18 protein-coding genes and 1 tRNA gene are annotated in these 15,554 nt (G+C 70.1%); 10 read left to right on the top strand and 9 right to left on the bottom strand.

Annotated features, from left to right (window positions below; genetic code table 11):
* Positions 1-260 precede the first annotated feature (260 nt).
* Positions 261-482 (top strand): hypothetical protein, encoded by a 222-nt coding sequence (locus tag QZ607_RS15370; protein WP_295884336.1) that lies wholly within the window; start codon positions 261-263, stop codon positions 480-482.
* A gap of 105 nt (positions 483-587) precedes the next feature.
* On the opposite strand, the gene QZ607_RS15365 is transcribed toward QZ607_RS15370, so the two are convergent.
* The gene (locus tag QZ607_RS15365; RefSeq protein ID WP_295884334.1) at positions 588-1,013 is read right to left on the bottom strand and encodes a hypothetical protein; all 426 of its coding nucleotides are present in this window, start codon (positions 1,011-1,013) and stop codon (positions 588-590) included.
* A 67-nt stretch (positions 1,014-1,080) separates the two neighbouring features.
* Between QZ607_RS15365 and QZ607_RS15360 the strand changes: the two genes are divergently transcribed.
* Complete coding sequence (locus tag QZ607_RS15360) at positions 1,081-1,224, top strand: hypothetical protein (protein ID WP_295884333.1); 144 nt, start codon at positions 1,081-1,083, stop codon at positions 1,222-1,224.
* Complete coding sequence (locus QZ607_RS15355) at positions 1,224-1,877, top strand: DUF6516 family protein (protein WP_295884331.1); 654 nt, start codon at positions 1,224-1,226, stop codon at positions 1,875-1,877. The genes QZ607_RS15360 and QZ607_RS15355 overlap by 1 nt, the downstream gene beginning before the upstream one ends.
* 121 nt (positions 1,878-1,998) lie before the next feature.
* Here the strand turns inward: QZ607_RS15355 and QZ607_RS15350 are convergent.
* The 3 genes from QZ607_RS15350 to QZ607_RS15340 form a co-directional block, all read right to left on the bottom strand.
* Positions 1,999-2,088 (bottom strand) — tRNA-Ser (locus QZ607_RS15350).
* 50 nt (positions 2,089-2,138) lie between these two features.
* Positions 2,139-4,214, bottom strand: coding sequence for a M3 family metallopeptidase (locus tag QZ607_RS15345; protein WP_295884330.1), 2,076 nt, complete (start codon positions 4,212-4,214; stop codon positions 2,139-2,141).
* A gap of 206 nt (positions 4,215-4,420) precedes the next feature.
* Entirely contained in the window at positions 4,421-5,116 is a 696-nt protein-coding gene (locus QZ607_RS15340) for a CNP1-like family protein (protein WP_295884327.1), read from the bottom strand.
* A 93-nt stretch (positions 5,117-5,209) separates the two neighbouring features.
* Here QZ607_RS15340 and QZ607_RS15335 point away from each other — a divergent pair, with 93 nt between their 5' ends.
* The 3 genes from QZ607_RS15335 (at position 5,210) to QZ607_RS15325 (ending at position 7,306) form a co-directional block, all read left to right on the top strand.
* Positions 5,210-5,749: a gamma carbonic anhydrase family protein gene (locus QZ607_RS15335; RefSeq protein ID WP_295884326.1), complete on the top strand. Its 540-nt coding sequence runs from the start codon at positions 5,210-5,212 to the stop codon at positions 5,747-5,749.
* A gap of 43 nt (positions 5,750-5,792) precedes the next feature.
* Positions 5,793-6,437 (top strand): SCO family protein, encoded by a 645-nt coding sequence (locus QZ607_RS15330; protein WP_295884324.1) that lies wholly within the window; start codon positions 5,793-5,795, stop codon positions 6,435-6,437.
* Positions 6,438-6,652: 215 nt separating this feature from the next.
* The gene (locus QZ607_RS15325; protein ID WP_295884323.1) at positions 6,653-7,306 is read left to right on the top strand and encodes a c-type cytochrome; all 654 of its coding nucleotides are present in this window, start codon (positions 6,653-6,655) and stop codon (positions 7,304-7,306) included.
* A 158-nt stretch (positions 7,307-7,464) separates the two neighbouring features.
* Here QZ607_RS15325 and QZ607_RS15320 read toward each other — a convergent pair whose 3' ends face one another.
* On the bottom strand, positions 7,465-8,070 hold the full coding sequence (locus tag QZ607_RS15320; RefSeq protein ID WP_295884320.1) for a hypothetical protein: 606 nt from the start codon (positions 8,068-8,070) through the stop codon (positions 7,465-7,467).
* Between the two features lie 135 nt (positions 8,071-8,205).
* On the opposite strand from QZ607_RS15320, the gene QZ607_RS15315 reads away from it, so the two are divergent.
* The 4 genes from QZ607_RS15315 to QZ607_RS15300 all read left to right on the top strand — a co-directional run bounded on the left by QZ607_RS15315 (position 8,206) and on the right by QZ607_RS15300 (position 11,002).
* Positions 8,206-9,126, top strand: coding sequence for a transglycosylase SLT domain-containing protein (locus QZ607_RS15315; protein ID WP_295884318.1), 921 nt, complete (start codon positions 8,206-8,208; stop codon positions 9,124-9,126).
* 210 nt (positions 9,127-9,336) lie between these two features.
* Complete coding sequence (locus QZ607_RS15310) at positions 9,337-9,987, top strand: class I SAM-dependent methyltransferase (protein WP_295884316.1); 651 nt, start codon at positions 9,337-9,339, stop codon at positions 9,985-9,987.
* A 22-nt stretch (positions 9,988-10,009) separates the two neighbouring features.
* Positions 10,010-10,729: a thiopurine S-methyltransferase gene (locus QZ607_RS15305; protein WP_295884314.1), complete on the top strand. Its 720-nt coding sequence runs from the start codon at positions 10,010-10,012 to the stop codon at positions 10,727-10,729.
* Between the two features lie 54 nt (positions 10,730-10,783).
* Positions 10,784-11,002 carry a hypothetical protein gene (locus QZ607_RS15300; protein WP_295884312.1) on the top strand — a complete coding sequence of 73 codons (219 nt, stop codon included), beginning with the start codon at positions 10,784-10,786 and terminating at the stop codon, positions 11,000-11,002.
* Between the two features lie 112 nt (positions 11,003-11,114).
* Here QZ607_RS15300 and QZ607_RS15295 read toward each other — a convergent pair whose 3' ends face one another.
* From QZ607_RS15295 to QZ607_RS15280, 4 genes are all read right to left on the bottom strand, one after another.
* Positions 11,115-11,870: a hypothetical protein gene (locus tag QZ607_RS15295; protein WP_295884311.1), complete on the bottom strand. Its 756-nt coding sequence runs from the start codon at positions 11,868-11,870 to the stop codon at positions 11,115-11,117.
* 221 nt (positions 11,871-12,091) lie between these two features.
* Positions 12,092-13,483: a ribosome biogenesis GTPase Der gene (gene der / locus QZ607_RS15290; protein ID WP_295884309.1), complete on the bottom strand. Its 1,392-nt coding sequence runs from the start codon at positions 13,481-13,483 to the stop codon at positions 12,092-12,094.
* Between the two features lie 24 nt (positions 13,484-13,507).
* On the bottom strand, positions 13,508-14,908 hold the full coding sequence (gene bamB, locus QZ607_RS15285) for an outer membrane protein assembly factor BamB (RefSeq protein WP_295884308.1): 1,401 nt from the start codon (positions 14,906-14,908) through the stop codon (positions 13,508-13,510).
* Entirely contained in the window at positions 14,905-15,540 is a 636-nt protein-coding gene (locus QZ607_RS15280; protein WP_295884307.1) for a tetratricopeptide repeat protein, read from the bottom strand. Before QZ607_RS15280 ends, bamB begins: the two co-directional genes overlap by 4 nt.
* Between the last annotated feature and the right edge of the window lie 14 nt (positions 15,541-15,554).

Genomic DNA, 15,554 nt, shown 5'->3' with positions numbered 1-15,554 from the left:
TGAGGACTTCGATGAGACGTGCCAGGACGTGTGCGAGACGTACCGACTGGCGCCCGAGCGCGCCGCCGCCGGCGTCGAGACGCGCAGTATCGATGCGCCATCCTCAAGTCCATGGCGACGCGCGAGCGCTTCCTGCGCGAGGTGGTTCCGCTGCACTGCGCACCTGCTGTTGATGTTCCTGGTGGTGCCGCTCGGGGCGTGTACTTTGATTCGCCCGCCAGTGCGCCATAGGTCGAAGGTCGCATAGGTAGCCGAACTACATGCCGTCGCTGCACTGGACAGGTAAGGACAAGGCCGTTGTCGCCGCCCGCGAGGTCCCCTACCGCCTGCTCGTGGCCGAGCCGAGCCTCGGCTACGGTGACCCGGACAACGAGAACCTGCTGATCCAGGGTGACAGCCTGGACGCGCTGAAGTCGCTGCTGCCGGTCTACGCCGGGCGCGTCAAGTGCATCTTCCGACTGATCGGAAAATTGCATCAATAGGCGATCACATACTCGTTTGGGGGCGGGCTTTGGCCGCGGCAGGCCCAAAGGCAAGAAAGACACTTGCCGAGGAACGCTTCAGCCTTATGCCAAGAACTGAAAAGGCTATTGCGCAGTATCAGGTTTTCGCGGAGCCGGACGGGCCGGATGAACGAACCCCATTTCGAAAGAACGACACGGCTGCTGCTGGGATAAGGTGGTCGCTGCACCGATAGCCTCTTTTACCCGGCCGCCGTCGCGCACAAGATGGGTCGGCGCTGGATCGGCGTCGAGATGGGCGACCATGCCGAGACCCATTGCGCGGCGCGGCTGCGCAAGGTCATCGACGGGGAGCAGGGCGGCATCGCGCAAGCGGTCGGCTGCCAGGGCGGCGGCGGCTTCCGGTTCTGCCGGCTCGGCGAGCCGGTGTTCGACGGGCCCGGCAGCATCCGCCCCGGCGTCGGCTTTGCGGACTTGGCGCAGTGGATCTGGTACCGGGAGATGCGGCAGCCGCTCGGGGAGGTGCCGGCATCGCCGTTGCTCGGCGAGCACCGGGGGCACCGCCTACTACCTGCTGTTCAACGGCATCCTCGACGACCGGCGGCCGGACGGCGGCAACGTGCTGACCGCCCCGGTGCTGGACGCGCTGCCGGCGCACGACGGGCCGCGGGTGGTGTTCGGCGAGGCATGCCGGCTGCACGAGTCCCGGCTCGCGGCGCTTGGCGTGCGCTTCAAGCAACTGCCCTGTCAGGCGGACGGCTGATGGCCGCACGCCTGATCCTGCGCGATCGCAAGACGTTCGGCAACGGCCTGATCGTCGAGCGCGTGGTCTGGCAGTTGCCCGCTCCAACCCCGGAGTTTGCGCATGGGCTCAAGTACCGGCTCTACTGCGGCCGTTCGGGGCACTGCCTGGTGCCCTACGATAACGAGCGCGGCAAGGGCGATCACAAACACATCGGCGCGGACGAGGCGCCCTACCGCTTCGTCTCGCTGACGCGACTGCTGGCTCGGCGAGGCCGAGGCGGCCTGATCGGATCAATATCCGATTGGCGTCTGATCGGAATCCCATCCGAGCATCCCCGCAACAGGATCGTGGACCGCAAGCGCTATCAAGACGAGACCCTGGCGACGTTTGCGCGCTTCGCGACGCGGACGCGGGAGGCCGGGCCACACCTGGCCTTCTCCGAGACGGCGCCGAGGGAGCCCGCCTTTGCGGACCAGGGCTTCGGGCTGACGCCCTACGTGTGTCTGCGGCTCCCCACCGCGGCGGCGGCAAGTCGGTGCTGGGCAAGGTCCGGGACCGACAGGCACCGGGAGGCCCGCGCCGGCCCGGTAAGGCACCGGCCGGCGGCATCGAGTCGGCAGCGGCGCGTGAGCTTCGAGGTGCCACGAGGTTCCAGTTACCGCGGTACCTGATCCGCAGCGCCCAACAACTTACGCGGCTTAGGTCAGGAGGGCGGGTACCGATACAGGTACCAGTACATGCACGCGATTGACGCGAAAGGCGCGGGGTGGGGAAACTGCTGAGTGCTTGATTTGGCGGAGAGGGTGGGATTCGAACCCACGGTACCCGCAAGGGTACACCTGATTTCGAGTCAGGCCCGTTCGGCCGCTCCGGCACCTCTCCGAGGTATCACTCCAGGTGTGCGGCCGGAGCGAAGCGCGGCAGTATAACGTCTAGGCCACCCGCTGCATATCGTCGTCGGTGTCTGCGGGCTGGACGGCGGTGCCGATGCCGCTGTGCCGGAGCAGGGCGTCCACCCGGGGCTCGCGGCCGCGGAAGGCGGTGAAGAGGTCCATGGCGTCTGCGGAGCCGCCGCGCTCCAGGATCAGCTCGCGGAAGGCGCGGCCGGTGTCGGGGTCGAAGACGCCGCGCTCTTCGAACAGCGAGAAGGCGTCGGCCGAGAGCACCTCTGCCCACTTGTAGCTGAAATAGCCCGCCGCATAGCCGCCCGCGAAGATGTGCGAGAAGCCGTGCGGAAAGCGGTTCCACGCCGGCGGCTTGAGCACGGCCACCTGGTCGCGCACGGCGTCCAGGATCTCGTAGATGCGACCGCCCTGGGCCGGGTCGTACTCCATGTGGATGCGGAAGTCGAACAGGGAGAACTCCAGCTGGCGCACCATCTGCATGGCGGACTGGAAGTGCTTGGCGTCCAGCATGCGCTGGAACAGGTCTTCCGGAATCGGCGCGCCGGTCTCGTGATGGCGGGCGAACAGGTCGAGGGATTCGCGCTCCCAGCACCAGTTCTCCAGGAACTGGCTCGGCAGCTCCACGGCGTCCCAGGGCACGCCGTGGATGCCGGCCACCGGCGGATAGTCCACACGGGTCAGCATGTGGTGCAGGCCGTGGCCGAATTCGTGGAAGAGGGTCTCGACCTCGCGGTGGGTGAGCAGGCTCGGGTGGCCGGCCACCGGCGGCGTGAAGTTGCAGACCAGGTAGGCGATGGGCAGCTGCCGGCGCCCGCCCATGACCATCCGGCTTACGGCGCCGTTCATCCAGGCGCCGCCCTGCTTCTTCTGCCGGGCGAAGGGGTCCAGATAGCACTCGGCACGTGGGTTGCCGTCGGTGTCGTTGATGACGTAGCGGCGCACGTCCGGGTGCCAGGTGTTGTCGGCCGCCGCCGGCTCGATCGCCACGTCGAAGAGCTTCTCGGCGACGCGGAACATGCCGCTGATGACGCCTTCCAGCGGGAAGTAGGGCTTCAGTGCCTCGTCGCTGATGTCGAAGCGGGCGACACGGAGCTTCTCGCCGTAGTACATCAGGTCCCAGGGCGCGAGGTCGTCGAGGCCGTCCGTCTCCCGCGCGAAGTCGCGCAGCTCCAGAAGCTCGGCCCGCGCCTGGGGCACGGCCCGCTCGGCGAGATCGTTGAGAAAGCCCATGACCTCGTCGGTGTCGCGGGCCATCTTCGGTGCCAGTGACAGCTCGGCGTAGTTGCTGAAGCCGAGCAGCTGTGCCTGCTCGTGGCGCAGGGCCAGGATCTCCTCCATGACCGGTGTGTTGTCCCACTCTCCGGCCTGCGGACCCTGGTCCGAGGCGCGGGTGCTGTAGGCGGTGTAGACCTCGCGGCGCAGCGCCCGGTCCCGGGCGTGCTTCATCACCGGCTCGAAGGACGGGAAGTCCAGCGTCAGCACCCAGCCGTCGAGCTCGCGGGACTCGGCCTCGTGCCGGGCGAGCGCCTTGGCGCCGGCGGGCAGGCCGTCCAAGGCCGACTCGTCCGTGATGTGCTTGTGCCAGGCGTTGGTGGCGTCCAGCACGTGCTCGGAGAACTGGTTGGTGAGCTGGCTCAGGCGTTGGCTGATCTCCCGAAAGCGGGCCTTCTTGGCCTCGGGCAGGTCGACGCCGGCGAGGTGCAGGTCGCGCAGGGTGTTGGCGAGCATCCTGCGCTGGGCGTCGTTCAGGCCCGGCTGCTCGGCGACCTTCTGGTAGCCGCGGTAGAGGGCGGTGTTCTGGCCCACCTCGCTTGCGTAGTCGGAGAGCTTGGGCAGGCAGGCGGTGTAGGCCGCACGCAGGGCGTCGGAGCTCATGACGGAGTTGAGATGGCTCACGGGCGACCAGGCGCGGGACAGGCGGTCGTCCTCCAGCTCGATGCGCTCGACGAAGCGCTCCCAGGTGGCGCTGTCCGCCTGGGCGCCGAGCTCGGCCACCAGGGCACGGCCGTCGGCGAGCAGCTGGTCGACGGCGGGCTCGATGTGCTCGGGCCGAATACGCTCAAAGTCGGGGAGGATGCGGTCTTCGAGGAGCGGATTGGTCATGGGTCGTCAGGGTCCGTGGGCAAGTTCAGGGGTGCGGGCCGCGGTGGCGATGTGGGCGGGCTTGGCTGAACATCTCGGTGCCGGCGGCGCGGTTTCAATGGATGCGCGCCGCTGCGGGCGGGGGCCATGTGGTGCTGGATGCGCGGCTTGCGCACGGCGCGTCCGAAGGTGGTCTGCGTCAGGTCGGTGGGTTTCTTCACAGACCCTCAGTCCAGCATGAAGCCCGCATTCTCCACCTGCGGCACCCGGCCGCTTCTCAGCACGCGCAGCTGATCACGGGTCGGTCGCGCCTCGAACGCGAGCGGAATGCACAGGTAATGCCGCCAGAGGTCGTAATGGATGCGGTCGCCGCCCAGCTTGTCGATGGCCAGCCACGGGGTATCCGCCCGGGGTGGGACGAAGCGGCCGTCCGCGCCGTAGGCGTAGGTCTTGAAGCGGCCCTGCGGCGTGCAGCGCAGGCCCTCGAAACTGACGCTGCGCCCACCGCTCGGGGATTCCGTGACCAGGGTGTAGCGCACGACGCCGTCGTCGCCGGTGGCGAGGCTCTGAGCGTCCACGTAATAGGTCAGGGGCTGCTCCGGTCCATCCAGCTTGACCTCGACCAGGTCGGCGTCCCGGGGCCAGGCGGGCAGGCGGTAGTCGCCCTCCGCCCACTGGCGGCCCTCTGTAATGCTGCTGGGCGTCGGTGCCTCGGGGTCCGGTTTGAAGGGCGTGTCTTCATAGCCGCCGATGCGCCCGCCGCAGCCGGCGAGCAGCCAGGCGCTGAGCAGCCAGGCGCTGAGCAGCCAGGCTCTGAGCAGCAGGGGCAGGCGGGTGCCGATGGCGCGGCCGGGCACGGGCCGCAGACAGGTGGAGCGCATGGCAAAGGGCCGCAGCAGCTGAATCGAGCGGAGCCGGATCATAGCAAAGCCGGCTTGGGGTCGGTCGTCGCTCCCCGGCAGCGGGCGCGTGGTAGCATTTGCGCTTACCAGGATTTCGCACGCGCCGGGGGGCTCATGAACAACGTCCGCAGCTACCACGGATTGGAGCCGCGCATCGCAGCCGATGCCTATATCGACGAGACCGCCGTCGTCATCGGCGATGTGGAGGTGGGGGCGCAGGCATCCATCTGGCCCATGGCCGTGGTGCGCGGGGACATCCACCGCATCCACATCGGCGCCGGCAGCAACATTCAGGACGGCAGCGTGCTGCACGTCTCCCACGACAGCCGCTTCCTGCCGGGCGGTGCGCCCACCATCCTGCACGAGCGCGTCACCGTGGGGCATCAGGCCATGCTGCACGGCTGCGAGGTGCACGACCACTGCCTGGTGGGCATCGGCGCCCGGGTACTGGACCGGGCGGTGCTGCGCCCGCGGGTGATGCTCGCCGCCGGTGCCGTGGTGCCGCCGGGTAAGAAGCTCGACGGCGGCTGGCTCTACGTCGGCGCCCCCGCTAAGCGTGCCCGGATGCTCACGGACCTGGAGCTGGAGTACCTGGACTACGCCGCCGTGCACTACATGGAGCTCGCGGTGCGCCATCGCGCCACCGCCGGGTGAGCAGGTCCGACATGCGCCGCATCGCCACGCAGGTCCGCCGCTGATGCCCCTGCCCGCCGTCTCCGCTGCGCGCCGCGCGCTGCTGCTGCCTGGGCTGGCGGCGCTGCTGCTCGCCGGGCTGCTGGTGTGGCTGCTGTGGAGCTGGCAGCCGGGCGGCGACGACGGCGCGCCCCAAGCGCCGGCGCTGGCGAGCGCACCCGAGGGCGGCGACTTCACGCTGCGCTCGGTGGATGGACCCGTTTCGCTGTCGGACTTCCGCGGTCGCGTGGTGCTGCTCTACTTCGGCTACACCGCCTGCCCGGACATCTGCCCCACGAATCTCGCCATCATCGGTTATGCCCTGAAGCAGCTCGCGCCGGCCGAGCGCGCGCAGGTGCAGGTGCTGTTCGTGAGTGTCGACCCGGCCCGTGATGACTTGGCGCGCCTCGCCGAGTACGCCGCGTACTTCGACCCCGGGATTCTCGGCATCACGGGCTCCGACGCGGCGGTGGCCGCTGCCGCGGCGCGCTACGGCGCCGCGTACCGGCGCACGCAGGAGTCTGACACCGCGATGGGCTATCTGGTGGACCATTCGGCCTTCACCTATGTCATCGACCCGCGCGGCCAACTGGTGGACAGCCTTGCGCATGCGACGCCGGCGGACGCCATCATCGCCCGGATACGCCAACTGCTGCCCGCAAAAACCTGAAGCTGACCACGGTGTCGGAGCGGCTGTCCGCGGGAACTTCAGCGCGGTCTGCTCCTCCATAGGACCAACTGCCCGCAGACAGCGGCTTGGCGCATGCCATTGACCCATATCGCTATCTGCTGATATACATGCGCGGCTGACAACCTGGGTCCGTTGCGGCGCACAGCCGACCACAGGCCAAAGAACATTCAATGACCATCGACTCGGAAGGTGCCATGAAGATTTCGCTGAGCTCAACACTCGCCGCCGCCGCGCTGCTTGCGGCAGGGACCACGCTCGCATCGCCTGCGCCCGAATCGGGCAGCGTCGGCCTCGGCGGCGATCCGGAAAAGGGTAAAGAGAAAGCGGGCCAGATCTGTCAGGCGTGCCACGGCATGGACGGCAACGGCGTTCCGGGGCAGCCGGTGTGGCCGAAGCTGGCGGGCCAGCATCCGCGCTACATCTACAAGCAGCTCATGAACTTCAAGAACAACGAGCGCTACAACGTGCAGATGTCGCCGATGGCCATGCCGCTCACGGAGGAGGAGGTCAAGAACCTCGCTGCCTACTACTCCACGCTGGAACAGTCCGGCGGCACCGCCGAGGCTGAGCTGGTGCAGAAGGGCGAGCAGATCTACCGTGCCGGCAACGCCGACACCGGCGTGCCCGCCTGCAGCGGCTGCCATGGCCCCGCCGGTCTCGGCAGCAACCTCGCGAAGTTTCCGCGCATCGCCGGGCAGTACTCCGAGTACCTCGCCCAGACGCTGAAGCACTTCCGCTCGCACGAGCGCGCGAACGACCCGAACGCCATGATGCGCGGCGTCGCCGCCAACATGACCGACGAGGAGATCGACGCCGTGGCGGCCTACATCGAAGGCCTCAATCGCTGACGGACGCCTGACCGCCCGACGGCAACGCCTCTCGGCGGTCGGGCTCACCGCTTGCCGGCAGAAGATCGTCCTCTCCAGCCTGCGCATCGAGCCTGCGCCCGCCGTCCACTGCGGGCGCAGGCTTCATCCCGCCTGCTGCGCTAGGCTCACTGCCCGGCTCAGTCCTGCACGAAGAAGTACCCCCAAGGCCCGGCGCCGAGCCCAGCGAGCGCCGTCAGCAGCGCCGGCAGGGGGGCCGCCTCGCCCGGGAACACCTCCTCCACCGATACCAGGCTGCATCCGGCGCCGGCGTGTCGCCCCCAGCGCCAGCGATAGGCGGGCGCACCTGCCCCGCAGGTGCCGCACTGAAGGGGCAAGGTGGCGTCGCACCCCGGCGGCTGCGCCTCCATCGGGGCGCTCGGCGGCAGTTGCCCGCGCCAGTCGCGCAGCGGCGCAGCGCAGGCCGGGCAGCGCGGCGGCCGGGTGTTGCGCCCGAACAGCAGGCGGGGCTGCCGCGCGGTGGATGGAATCCGAATCCAGGGACCGGCGCTCTCCGCGCCTTGATGCGGGGCCGCGAACTGGACCGCACAGCCGGTGAAGCCGATGACCTCGCCGAGGGCGTTCCCGGCGCTGAACGCCTGGCCGTCCGCCACCGGGCGCGCTGGGCCAAGCAGCCCGAGTGCCTTGAGTGCCGGGACGATCGTCGCCTCGTCGGCGGCTTGCAGCGGATCTTCCGGCGTCAGTATCAGACGCCCCGTGTGCAACGACGCTTGAGGGGGTATCATGGGCTCCTCGTTAACGTATTGAAGCTGCGGCAATCAGGCCGCCCGTATCGGCGTGCCGCAGCGCATGAGCGCACGCGAGCCGACGCCGCATCCCACCGACCGACCGTCGAACGCCGGAATCACACGGACCACCGCATGCGCTCCGCTCCCGTCGTGTCGCGCCCCGGGCTGAAGGGGCTCTCGCCGCGGGCCGTCACGGCCGGCCTGCTGCTGGCGGCGGTGACTGCCGGGCACGCACCGCTCGCCGCGGCCGCCTCCTTCGAAAGCGTCGTGAAGGGCCAGAACCCCCGTGAGCTCTCGCGCTGGGGCCGACGCTTCGAGCACGGTGAAGGCGTGGACCGTAACATCGACCACGCCATCCGACTCTACTGCAAGGCGGCCGCCCGGGGCGATGCCGCCGCGCAGTATCATCTCGGCTGGATCTACGCCATGGGCCGTGCCGGCGAGCGCGATGACGCGCTGGCGGCGGCCTGGCTGCATCGCGCCGCCCAGCAGGGCGACGCGCATGCCAAGCGCATGCTGGCCCGGCTCGGGCCGCAGGGCAAGCCGCGCCAGGACGCGGTCTGCCTGCTGTCAAACGGCGGTCGCGCCGATGCCGACGGCGGCGTGGTGCAGCCGCTGCGCAGCCTGGGGGGGGGCGGCGGAACCTGGCCTGTGGCCATCACCCGGGAGCATCCGGCCCGGGGTCGGGTCGCGCAGATGGTGCGGCGGTTGGCGCCGGAGTACCGGCTGAATGCCAATCTGGTACTGGCGGTGATCGAAGCGGAATCCAATTTCGACCCCCGTGCACGCTCGCCGAAGAATGCCCAGGGGCTGATGCAGCTGATCCCCGCAACCGCCGAGCGCTTCGGCGTGCACGACGTCTGGGATGCAGAGCAGAACATCCGCGGTGGCATGGCCTATCTGCGCTGGCTGATCGGCCACTTCGACGGTGACTTGCCTCTGGTGCTCGCGGCCTACAACGCCGGGGAGGGTGCCGTGGAGCGACACGGCGGCATCCCTCCCTATGCAGAGACGCAGCGTTATGTGGCGCGTATCATCGAGCGCCTGAACTGACGCGCAACCCGCCGCAGGAAGAGGCTCCGACAGGCCGCCCGACCACCGCTGCAGCCTCCGCCCGCCGGCAGGACTGCACGCCGCCCGACCCCCCAACTCATGCGCTTCCAATCTTCCGTCAATCAACCCACGCGGATCTCAGGGCGTCTGTGCCGCCGCTGCCGGTGGATCGCGCTCGCGGCGTTGCTTTGCGCGCCCTGGTCCTTTGCCGTGGTGGATGCACCCGTGCAGGACGAGGCCCGGGCCGTGCCGCGGAGCATGAACGCGCACTACCTGGACGCCGATGTGGCGCAGTGGCGGAGCATCTTCGAGAGCAGCGGTCGCGAGGTATTCGACCGCCGTTTCCAGGTGGTGGCGGCCCTGGGCCTCACGCCGGGTATGCGGGTGGCGGACGTGGGCGCGGGCACCGGGCTCTATACCATGCTGTTCGCCCGCGCCGTGGGCGCCGATGGTGTCGTCTACGCGGTGGACATCTCTCCCGCCTTCATCGACGCCATCGAGGCCCGCGCCAGGGACTATCACGTGGACAACGTGGTGCCCATCGTCAACCAGGAGCGCAGCACAGAGCTGCCGCCCGGCAGCGTGGATTTGGTGTTCCTCGCCGACACCTACCACCACTTCGCCTATCCGCGCAGCATGCTGAGCTCCATCCACACGGCGCTGAAGCCGGGGGGCGTGCTGGCCATCGTGGACTTCCGTCGCCAGCCGGGCTTCAGCAGCCCCTGGGTCATGGGCCATGTGCGCGCCGGGCGGGACGAGGTCATCAAGGAGGTGCAGGGGGCAGGATTCGTCTATCTGGACGAGCCGCTCGAGCTCCGCACCAATTATTTCCTGCGCTTCCGCAAGCTCGGCACCGACTGAGTCACCGCCGCCGGAGCAGTACATGACACCCGAGTTCTGGCACCAGCGCTGGCAGCGCGGCGAGATCGGCTGGCACAGCGAGACCTTCAATCGCCATCTCACCGAGCATTGGCCGATACTTGGCCTGTCCGCCGCGAGTCGCGTGCTCGTCCCCCTGTGCGGGAAGAGTCAGGACCTGCTCTGGCTCGCCGGCCGCGGTCACCGGGTGCTGGGTGTTGAGCTGAGCCCCATTGCCGCCCGGGATTTCTTCCGCGAGAACGGCCTCAAACCGCAGGTCACGGACCTGTCACCCGCGCCCTTCGAGCGCTGGGCACTGGATGAGCTGGTGTTGCTGGTGGGGGATTTCTTCGCGCTCACGCCCGAGCACCTCAAGGCGGCGGATGGCGCAGGCATCGACGCGGTTTATGACCGTGCCGCGCTCATTGCGCTGCCGCCGGAGCTGCGCCCGGCCTATGCCGCCCATCTGACGGCGCTGTTGCGCGGTGCCGGAGCCACGGCGCAGTCGCCCGAGTCGCTGCTCATCACGCTCGACTATGCGCAAGCGCAGATGCAGGGCCCGCCCTTCGCCGTGACGCAAGCCGAAGTGCAGGCCCTGTTCGCGGACGCCTTCGACATCCGGACCGTGGCGGCCTTTGATGCGCTGGCCGAGAATCCGCGCTTTGCTGAGCGTGGGCTCGACCGCCTCGTGGAGCATGTCTATCGGCTGTCGCTGCGTCGCGATGCTGCGACAGCGACGCGCTGACGGCGTCCCGGCCGGTGCCGGGGTGCTTAACTCACCTGATCCGAGGACAACAGCATGCAGACATCGCCACACCCGCGCGACGACCGGCGAAGAGCCCTGGCTCCCCGCGCCCTCCGGGTCGCGCTGCTGCTGTGGCTCGCGCTGCTCGGCGCGTGCGCCGCAGATGGCCCATCGCGGGCGCCTGCGACCTCGGACAGCGATGCCGCCGACAGCGACGGGCCTACCCTCTACGGGCGGATCGGTGTCTCCGTCGACCACGTCTCCACGCGCTGATGCGGCGCGCACGAGACGGGGCAAGCCTGTCGTGCAGATCGGTCCAGCGCAGCGTATCCCCGACCCAGTTGATTGTCGGTTTACGCTGTCGCTGACCCGTCCTAAGGGGTGCTCAGGCGCTTGCGCCTTGGGCCGACGCGCCCGATGCGCCGTGGGACCAGGGTTGGGAGAGGCGGTGCTCTGCCGGGTGCGTGTGGCCAGACGCCGCGCCGCGACCGCGCCGGTCCGGCACCAGCCGCTGCTCGAAGACGCGGCGCTTGAGCTCCTGCTCGTCGGCCGCGCCGGTGCGGCGCAGGATGTCACGGCGCTCGGCGTGGGCGTCCTCGGCGCTCAGGCGCAGCAGGTCGCAGATGACCCCCATGGGCTTGCCGAGCGCCAGCAGCTGTACGAGACGTAGTTGTGCATCCGATGCCAGCGCGTCGCGCAGACGCATCTGCGCGGGTGCGGCAGCGGCGGCGAGGTGCGCCGCCAGGTGGTCGGCCAGCGCGGCGCTCACGTGACGCCGACCCGCCAGGGTCCGCGACAGCGCGGCGGCAATCTCCTGGGGCGAGGCTTGGGCCGCAATGACGCTGCGGGCGCCGAGCCGCAGCAGCCGCACGCCGTAGACGCTCTCGCAGGGCGCGGAAAGCGCCAGCACCGGTGGGCCATCCGGCAGTCGCGCGAGGGCGCCGATTGCGGCGGTGCCGGCATCGTCGGGTGCCGCCACGGCCACCACGGCGGCATCGAAGCGGTCCGCCGCGGGCAGGTGCGCCTCATCCTCAGGGTACGCTTGGACCACTTCGGAGACGGCAAGCCCGGCATCCTTGGCGATGCGGCGGATACCCGCGGCGAACAGCGGGCTGTGGCCGATGATGAGAAGTCTGTGCATGGCATCGTCGCCTGGCTGTGGCCCGCGCTGCGCTGGACAGGACGCGGACGCTCTGGACCTATCACCAATATGTGCCTGTCCGCCGGTGACCGACAGGGCCGCGGCTGCTAGTTCCGATTAGGAATCCTTGACGCGCCTGTCTAGGAAACGGGCTGAGGGCGGTAAGCGCAGACCTGCTGCCGGGAGACGGCCCAGCCGGGCAGAGCGGGCGGCCGTGGCGCTCAGCGCTTGCGGCGCACGAAGTCCTTGAGCCGCTGGCGCTTGCGGGCCTGGCGTGGCGTCAGGCGATTGTGCTTGCCCGCGTAGGGGTTATCGCCGGCGCGCAGCTCCAGGCGCAGCGGCGTGCCGGCAAGGTCCAGTGCGCTGCGGAAGCGGTTCACCAGGTAGCGGCGATAGGCCGCCGGGAGCGCGTCGGTCTGATTGCCGTGGATGACGATGACGGGCGGGTTGCGACCGCCCTGATGGGCATAACGCAGCTTGATGCGCCGCCCGCGCACCAGCGGCGGCTGGTGCGCCTGCACGGCGTCTTCCAGCAGGCGCGTCAGCAGCGGGGTGGACAGGTCGCGCATGGCGTTGGCGTAGGCGGCATCGGCGGCCTCGAGCAGCAGTCCCACGCCGGTGCCGTGCAGCGCCGAAATCCGGTGCACCTCGGCGAAGTCCAGGAAGCCCAGCCGGCGTTGGTAGTCGTCCTTGATGCGCTGGCGCTGCTCGGCATCCAGCCCATCCCACTTGTTGACCGCCACCACCAGGGCGCGGCCCGCCTCGACGATGTGGCCGGCGAGGGTGGCGTCCTGCTCGCCGATGCCGAGCCGGGCGTCCAGCACCAGGAGCGCCACATGGCAGGCATCGATGGCCTGCAGCGTCTTGATGACGCTGAACTTCTCCACCGCGTCCGCGACCCGGGCACGGCGCCGCACGCCGGCGGTGTCGATGAGGGTGTAGCGATGCTCCCCCACGTCGAAGGGGATGGAAACGCTGTCGCGGGTGGTGCCGGGGCTGTCGAAGGCCACCACCCGCTCTTCGCCGAGGATGCGGTTGATGAGCGTGGATTTGCCGGCGTTCGGGCGCCCGACGACGGCAACGCGGACGCGGTCCTCGGCGTCTGCTGCGGTCTCTGCCGCGGCCTCGGGCAGCGCGGCGCAGACCTGTTCCATGAGCGCCCCGACACCACGCCCCTGGGCAGCGGCGATGAGCCAGGGGTCGCCGAGGCCCAGGCTGTGGAACTCCGCCGCGGCCAGGGCCTCTGCCAGGTGGTCGATCTTGTTCACCACCGGTGTCAGCGGCTTGCCGGTGCGGCGCAGGGCGGCGGCGATGTCCAGGTCGCCTGCGGTGACGCCGTCGCGGGCGTCGAGCAGGAACAGCAGATGGTCTGCCTCGGCGATGGCCTGCTGCACCTGCCGCTCCATCAGCGCCTCGACGCCGTCGCCGCCGCTGATGCCGCCGGTGTCCACCACCACGTAGCGGCGCGGGCCCACCCTGCCGATGCCGTATTGGCGGTCGCGGGTGAGGCCCGGGAAGTCCGCCACCAGGGCGTCTCGGGTGCGGGTGAGGCGATTGAAGAGCGTGGACTTGCCGACGTTGGGCCGCCCCACCAATGCGATGACCGGCAGCATCTGCGTCTCGTCCCCTCCGCCGCCTCAGGGCGCCGGGGCGCCGTCCGGTGCGGGCACGACGGCGTCCGCCGGCGGCGGGGATGCCGATGCCGGAGGCGCTGATGCCGGGGGCGGTGTCGCGGGCATGGGCGCTGCGCCCGGCGTGATACCCGGCGGCAGCTCGGGGAGCTCGTCCGTTTGCAGCTCGGGCGCACGCACGGCGGCGGCGCCGCCGCCGCTGGCTGCCGTGGTGCTGGGCCGCAGCGCTGCGACGGTGCCGTCGTTGGCGTAGACATAGGCGACGCCGCCGTCCACCACCGGGCGGTGGCCGATGCGGGCCTTGGTGACGCGCTCGAAGCCGAGCAGGGCGCCGTCGCGGCGGGAGAGCAGGTGCACATAGCCCTCCAGATCCGCCACCGCCAGGAAGCTGCCGAGCAGGGCAGGTGCCGTGACCCGCCGCCAGCGCAGCCCCTCCTGGCGCCACAGGCCGGCGCCGTCCGCCGGGTCTGCCGCCCAGAGGTTGTCCTCGGAGTCGGTGATGTAGAGCGCCGTCTCGTCGGCGCTGAGCCCCGCATGGGCGGAAAGCTCACGGCGCCAGAGGACGGTGCCGGTGGCGACGTCCACCGCGGCCAGGTCGCCGTTGTAGGTGGCGACATAGGCGGTGTCGGCCACCACCACTGGGTCGGCGTCCACATCGGCGATGCGGTCCAGCTCGCTGCGCCCCCGCGGCGGGGTGATGATGGTCTCCCACAGCGGCAGGCCGCGCTCCAGCTCCACGTGCACCAGCCGGCCGCCGGAGACGCCGATGATGGCGCCCTCGGCGGTGGGCACCGGCGAGCTCGTGCCATGCAGCGTCAGCACGGGCGTGGGGAAGCCGTAGCGCCAGCGCTCGGCACCGTCGGCGACGCCGAAGGCGTAGAGGGTATCGTCCACGGTGTGCACCAGCACCAGGTCGCCGATGATGCGCGGCACGGAGACCACTTCGCTGTCCAGCTGCGCGCGCCAGAGCTGTGCGCCATTGCGTGTGGACAAAGCTACCAGGTCGCCGTCCGTGGAGCCCACCACCAGGGTCTCACCGCGCACGTCCGGGCCGCCGCTGAACGGAAAGCGGGTCTTGCGCTCCCAGATCACCCGGCCGTCGCCCGCCGAGAGGGCGGCCACCACGCCGCGGGCATCGGCGGCGTAGACCCGGCCGCCGGACACCGCGGGCTTGAGGCGCAACTGGCGCTCGTCGGTGCCCTTGCCGATGCGCGTCTTCCACAGCAGCCGCGGCGTCGCTCGCTGTGTCATCTTCTTGTCGAGCGCGGTGGGCGGGGTGGGATCGCGCTCGCCGCCGAGGAAGGGCAGGCGGGCACAGCCGCCCAGCAGCAGCACAGCCGCCGCCGCACACACGGCGGTCAGGCGCAGCCGACTGAGGGCTCGCGGTGCTGCTTGCCTGCGGCTCATGACGTCTCGTCCGGCGGCAGGTCCTGAAGCTTGAGCTCGATGAGCCGGGCGTTGCCGGCACCGGCATCCAGCGCGGTCTGGTAGGCGGCGCGGGCGTCTTGGAGCCGACCCTCGGCGGCGGCGATGTCGCCGCGCAGGGCGGCGAAGTCGCCGGCGAAGGCGGTCGCGTCGCCGTGGCGCTTCACAGTGTCGGCGGCGGCGGCGAGCTCGCCGCGGTCGAGCTGGACCTGCGCCAGCCTGAGCGCTGCCAGGCTCGCGAGCGCCGGGTCCGGTGCGAGGTCCATGGCCGCGCGCAGGGCGGTCTCCGCACCGGCGGGGTCGCCGTCGGCGAGTGCCAGGCGTGCGCGGGTGAGCTCCGCGAACATGGCGTAAGGCGTCGAGCCAAAGTCGTCGACGATGCCGTCCACCTGCTTCTGTGCCGATGCCGTGTCGCCGGCCTGGGCGGTGATCAGCAGCTGCTCGAAGGCGATGCTGCCGCGCTGCGCGAGGTTGGTGCGGTATTCCACCCAGCTGCGCCAACCGATGACGACGCCGAGGCCGATGACCACGCCGCCGATGACGGCGACGCCGTTGGCCTTCCACCAGCGCTTGATGGCTTCGACTTTTTCTTCGTCAGTGTCCAGCTCTGCCATGACTGCTCCGTCGT

Origin of the sequence: uncultured Thiohalocapsa sp., assembly GCF_913063425.1 — a bacterium.
Classification (GTDB): domain Bacteria; phylum Pseudomonadota; class Gammaproteobacteria; order Chromatiales; family Chromatiaceae; genus Thiohalocapsa.
The sequence above is the reverse complement of the archived record's forward strand: the minus strand, read 5'-3'. Positions and strand labels throughout refer to the sequence as shown.

What these genes read in the sequence shown, in the direction of transcription:
- QZ607_RS15370 (WP_295884336.1), top strand. Translation starts at nt 261, where the DNA reads ATGCCGTCGCTGCACTGGACAGGTAAGGACAAGGCCGTTGTCGCCGCC.
- QZ607_RS15355 (WP_295884331.1), top strand. Translation starts at nt 1,224, where the DNA reads ATGGCCGCACGCCTGATCCTGCGCGATCGCAAGACGTTCGGCAACGGC.
- QZ607_RS15345 (WP_295884330.1), bottom strand. Translation starts at nt 4,214, where the DNA reads ATGACCAATCCGCTCCTCGAAGACCGCATCCTCCCCGACTTTGAGCGT.
- QZ607_RS15340 (WP_295884327.1), bottom strand. Translation starts at nt 5,116, where the DNA reads ATGATCCGGCTCCGCTCGATTCAGCTGCTGCGGCCCTTTGCCATGCGC.
- QZ607_RS15335 (WP_295884326.1), top strand. Translation starts at nt 5,210, where the DNA reads ATGAACAACGTCCGCAGCTACCACGGATTGGAGCCGCGCATCGCAGCC.
- QZ607_RS15330 (WP_295884324.1), top strand. Translation starts at nt 5,793, where the DNA reads ATGCCCCTGCCCGCCGTCTCCGCTGCGCGCCGCGCGCTGCTGCTGCCT.
- QZ607_RS15325 (WP_295884323.1), top strand. Translation starts at nt 6,653, where the DNA reads ATGAAGATTTCGCTGAGCTCAACACTCGCCGCCGCCGCGCTGCTTGCG.
- QZ607_RS15320 (WP_295884320.1), bottom strand. Translation starts at nt 8,070, where the DNA reads ATGATACCCCCTCAAGCGTCGTTGCACACGGGGCGTCTGATACTGACG.
- QZ607_RS15315 (WP_295884318.1), top strand. Translation starts at nt 8,206, where the DNA reads ATGCGCTCCGCTCCCGTCGTGTCGCGCCCCGGGCTGAAGGGGCTCTCG.
- QZ607_RS15305 (WP_295884314.1), top strand. Translation starts at nt 10,010, where the DNA reads ATGACACCCGAGTTCTGGCACCAGCGCTGGCAGCGCGGCGAGATCGGC.
- QZ607_RS15300 (WP_295884312.1), top strand. Translation starts at nt 10,784, where the DNA reads ATGCAGACATCGCCACACCCGCGCGACGACCGGCGAAGAGCCCTGGCT.
- QZ607_RS15295 (WP_295884311.1), bottom strand. Translation starts at nt 11,870, where the DNA reads ATGCACAGACTTCTCATCATCGGCCACAGCCCGCTGTTCGCCGCGGGT.
- der (WP_295884309.1), bottom strand. Translation starts at nt 13,483, where the DNA reads ATGCTGCCGGTCATCGCATTGGTGGGGCGGCCCAACGTCGGCAAGTCC.
- bamB (WP_295884308.1), bottom strand. Translation starts at nt 14,908, where the DNA reads ATGAGCCGCAGGCAAGCAGCACCGCGAGCCCTCAGTCGGCTGCGCCTG.
- QZ607_RS15280 (WP_295884307.1), bottom strand. Translation starts at nt 15,540, where the DNA reads ATGGCAGAGCTGGACACTGACGAAGAAAAAGTCGAAGCCATCAAGCGC.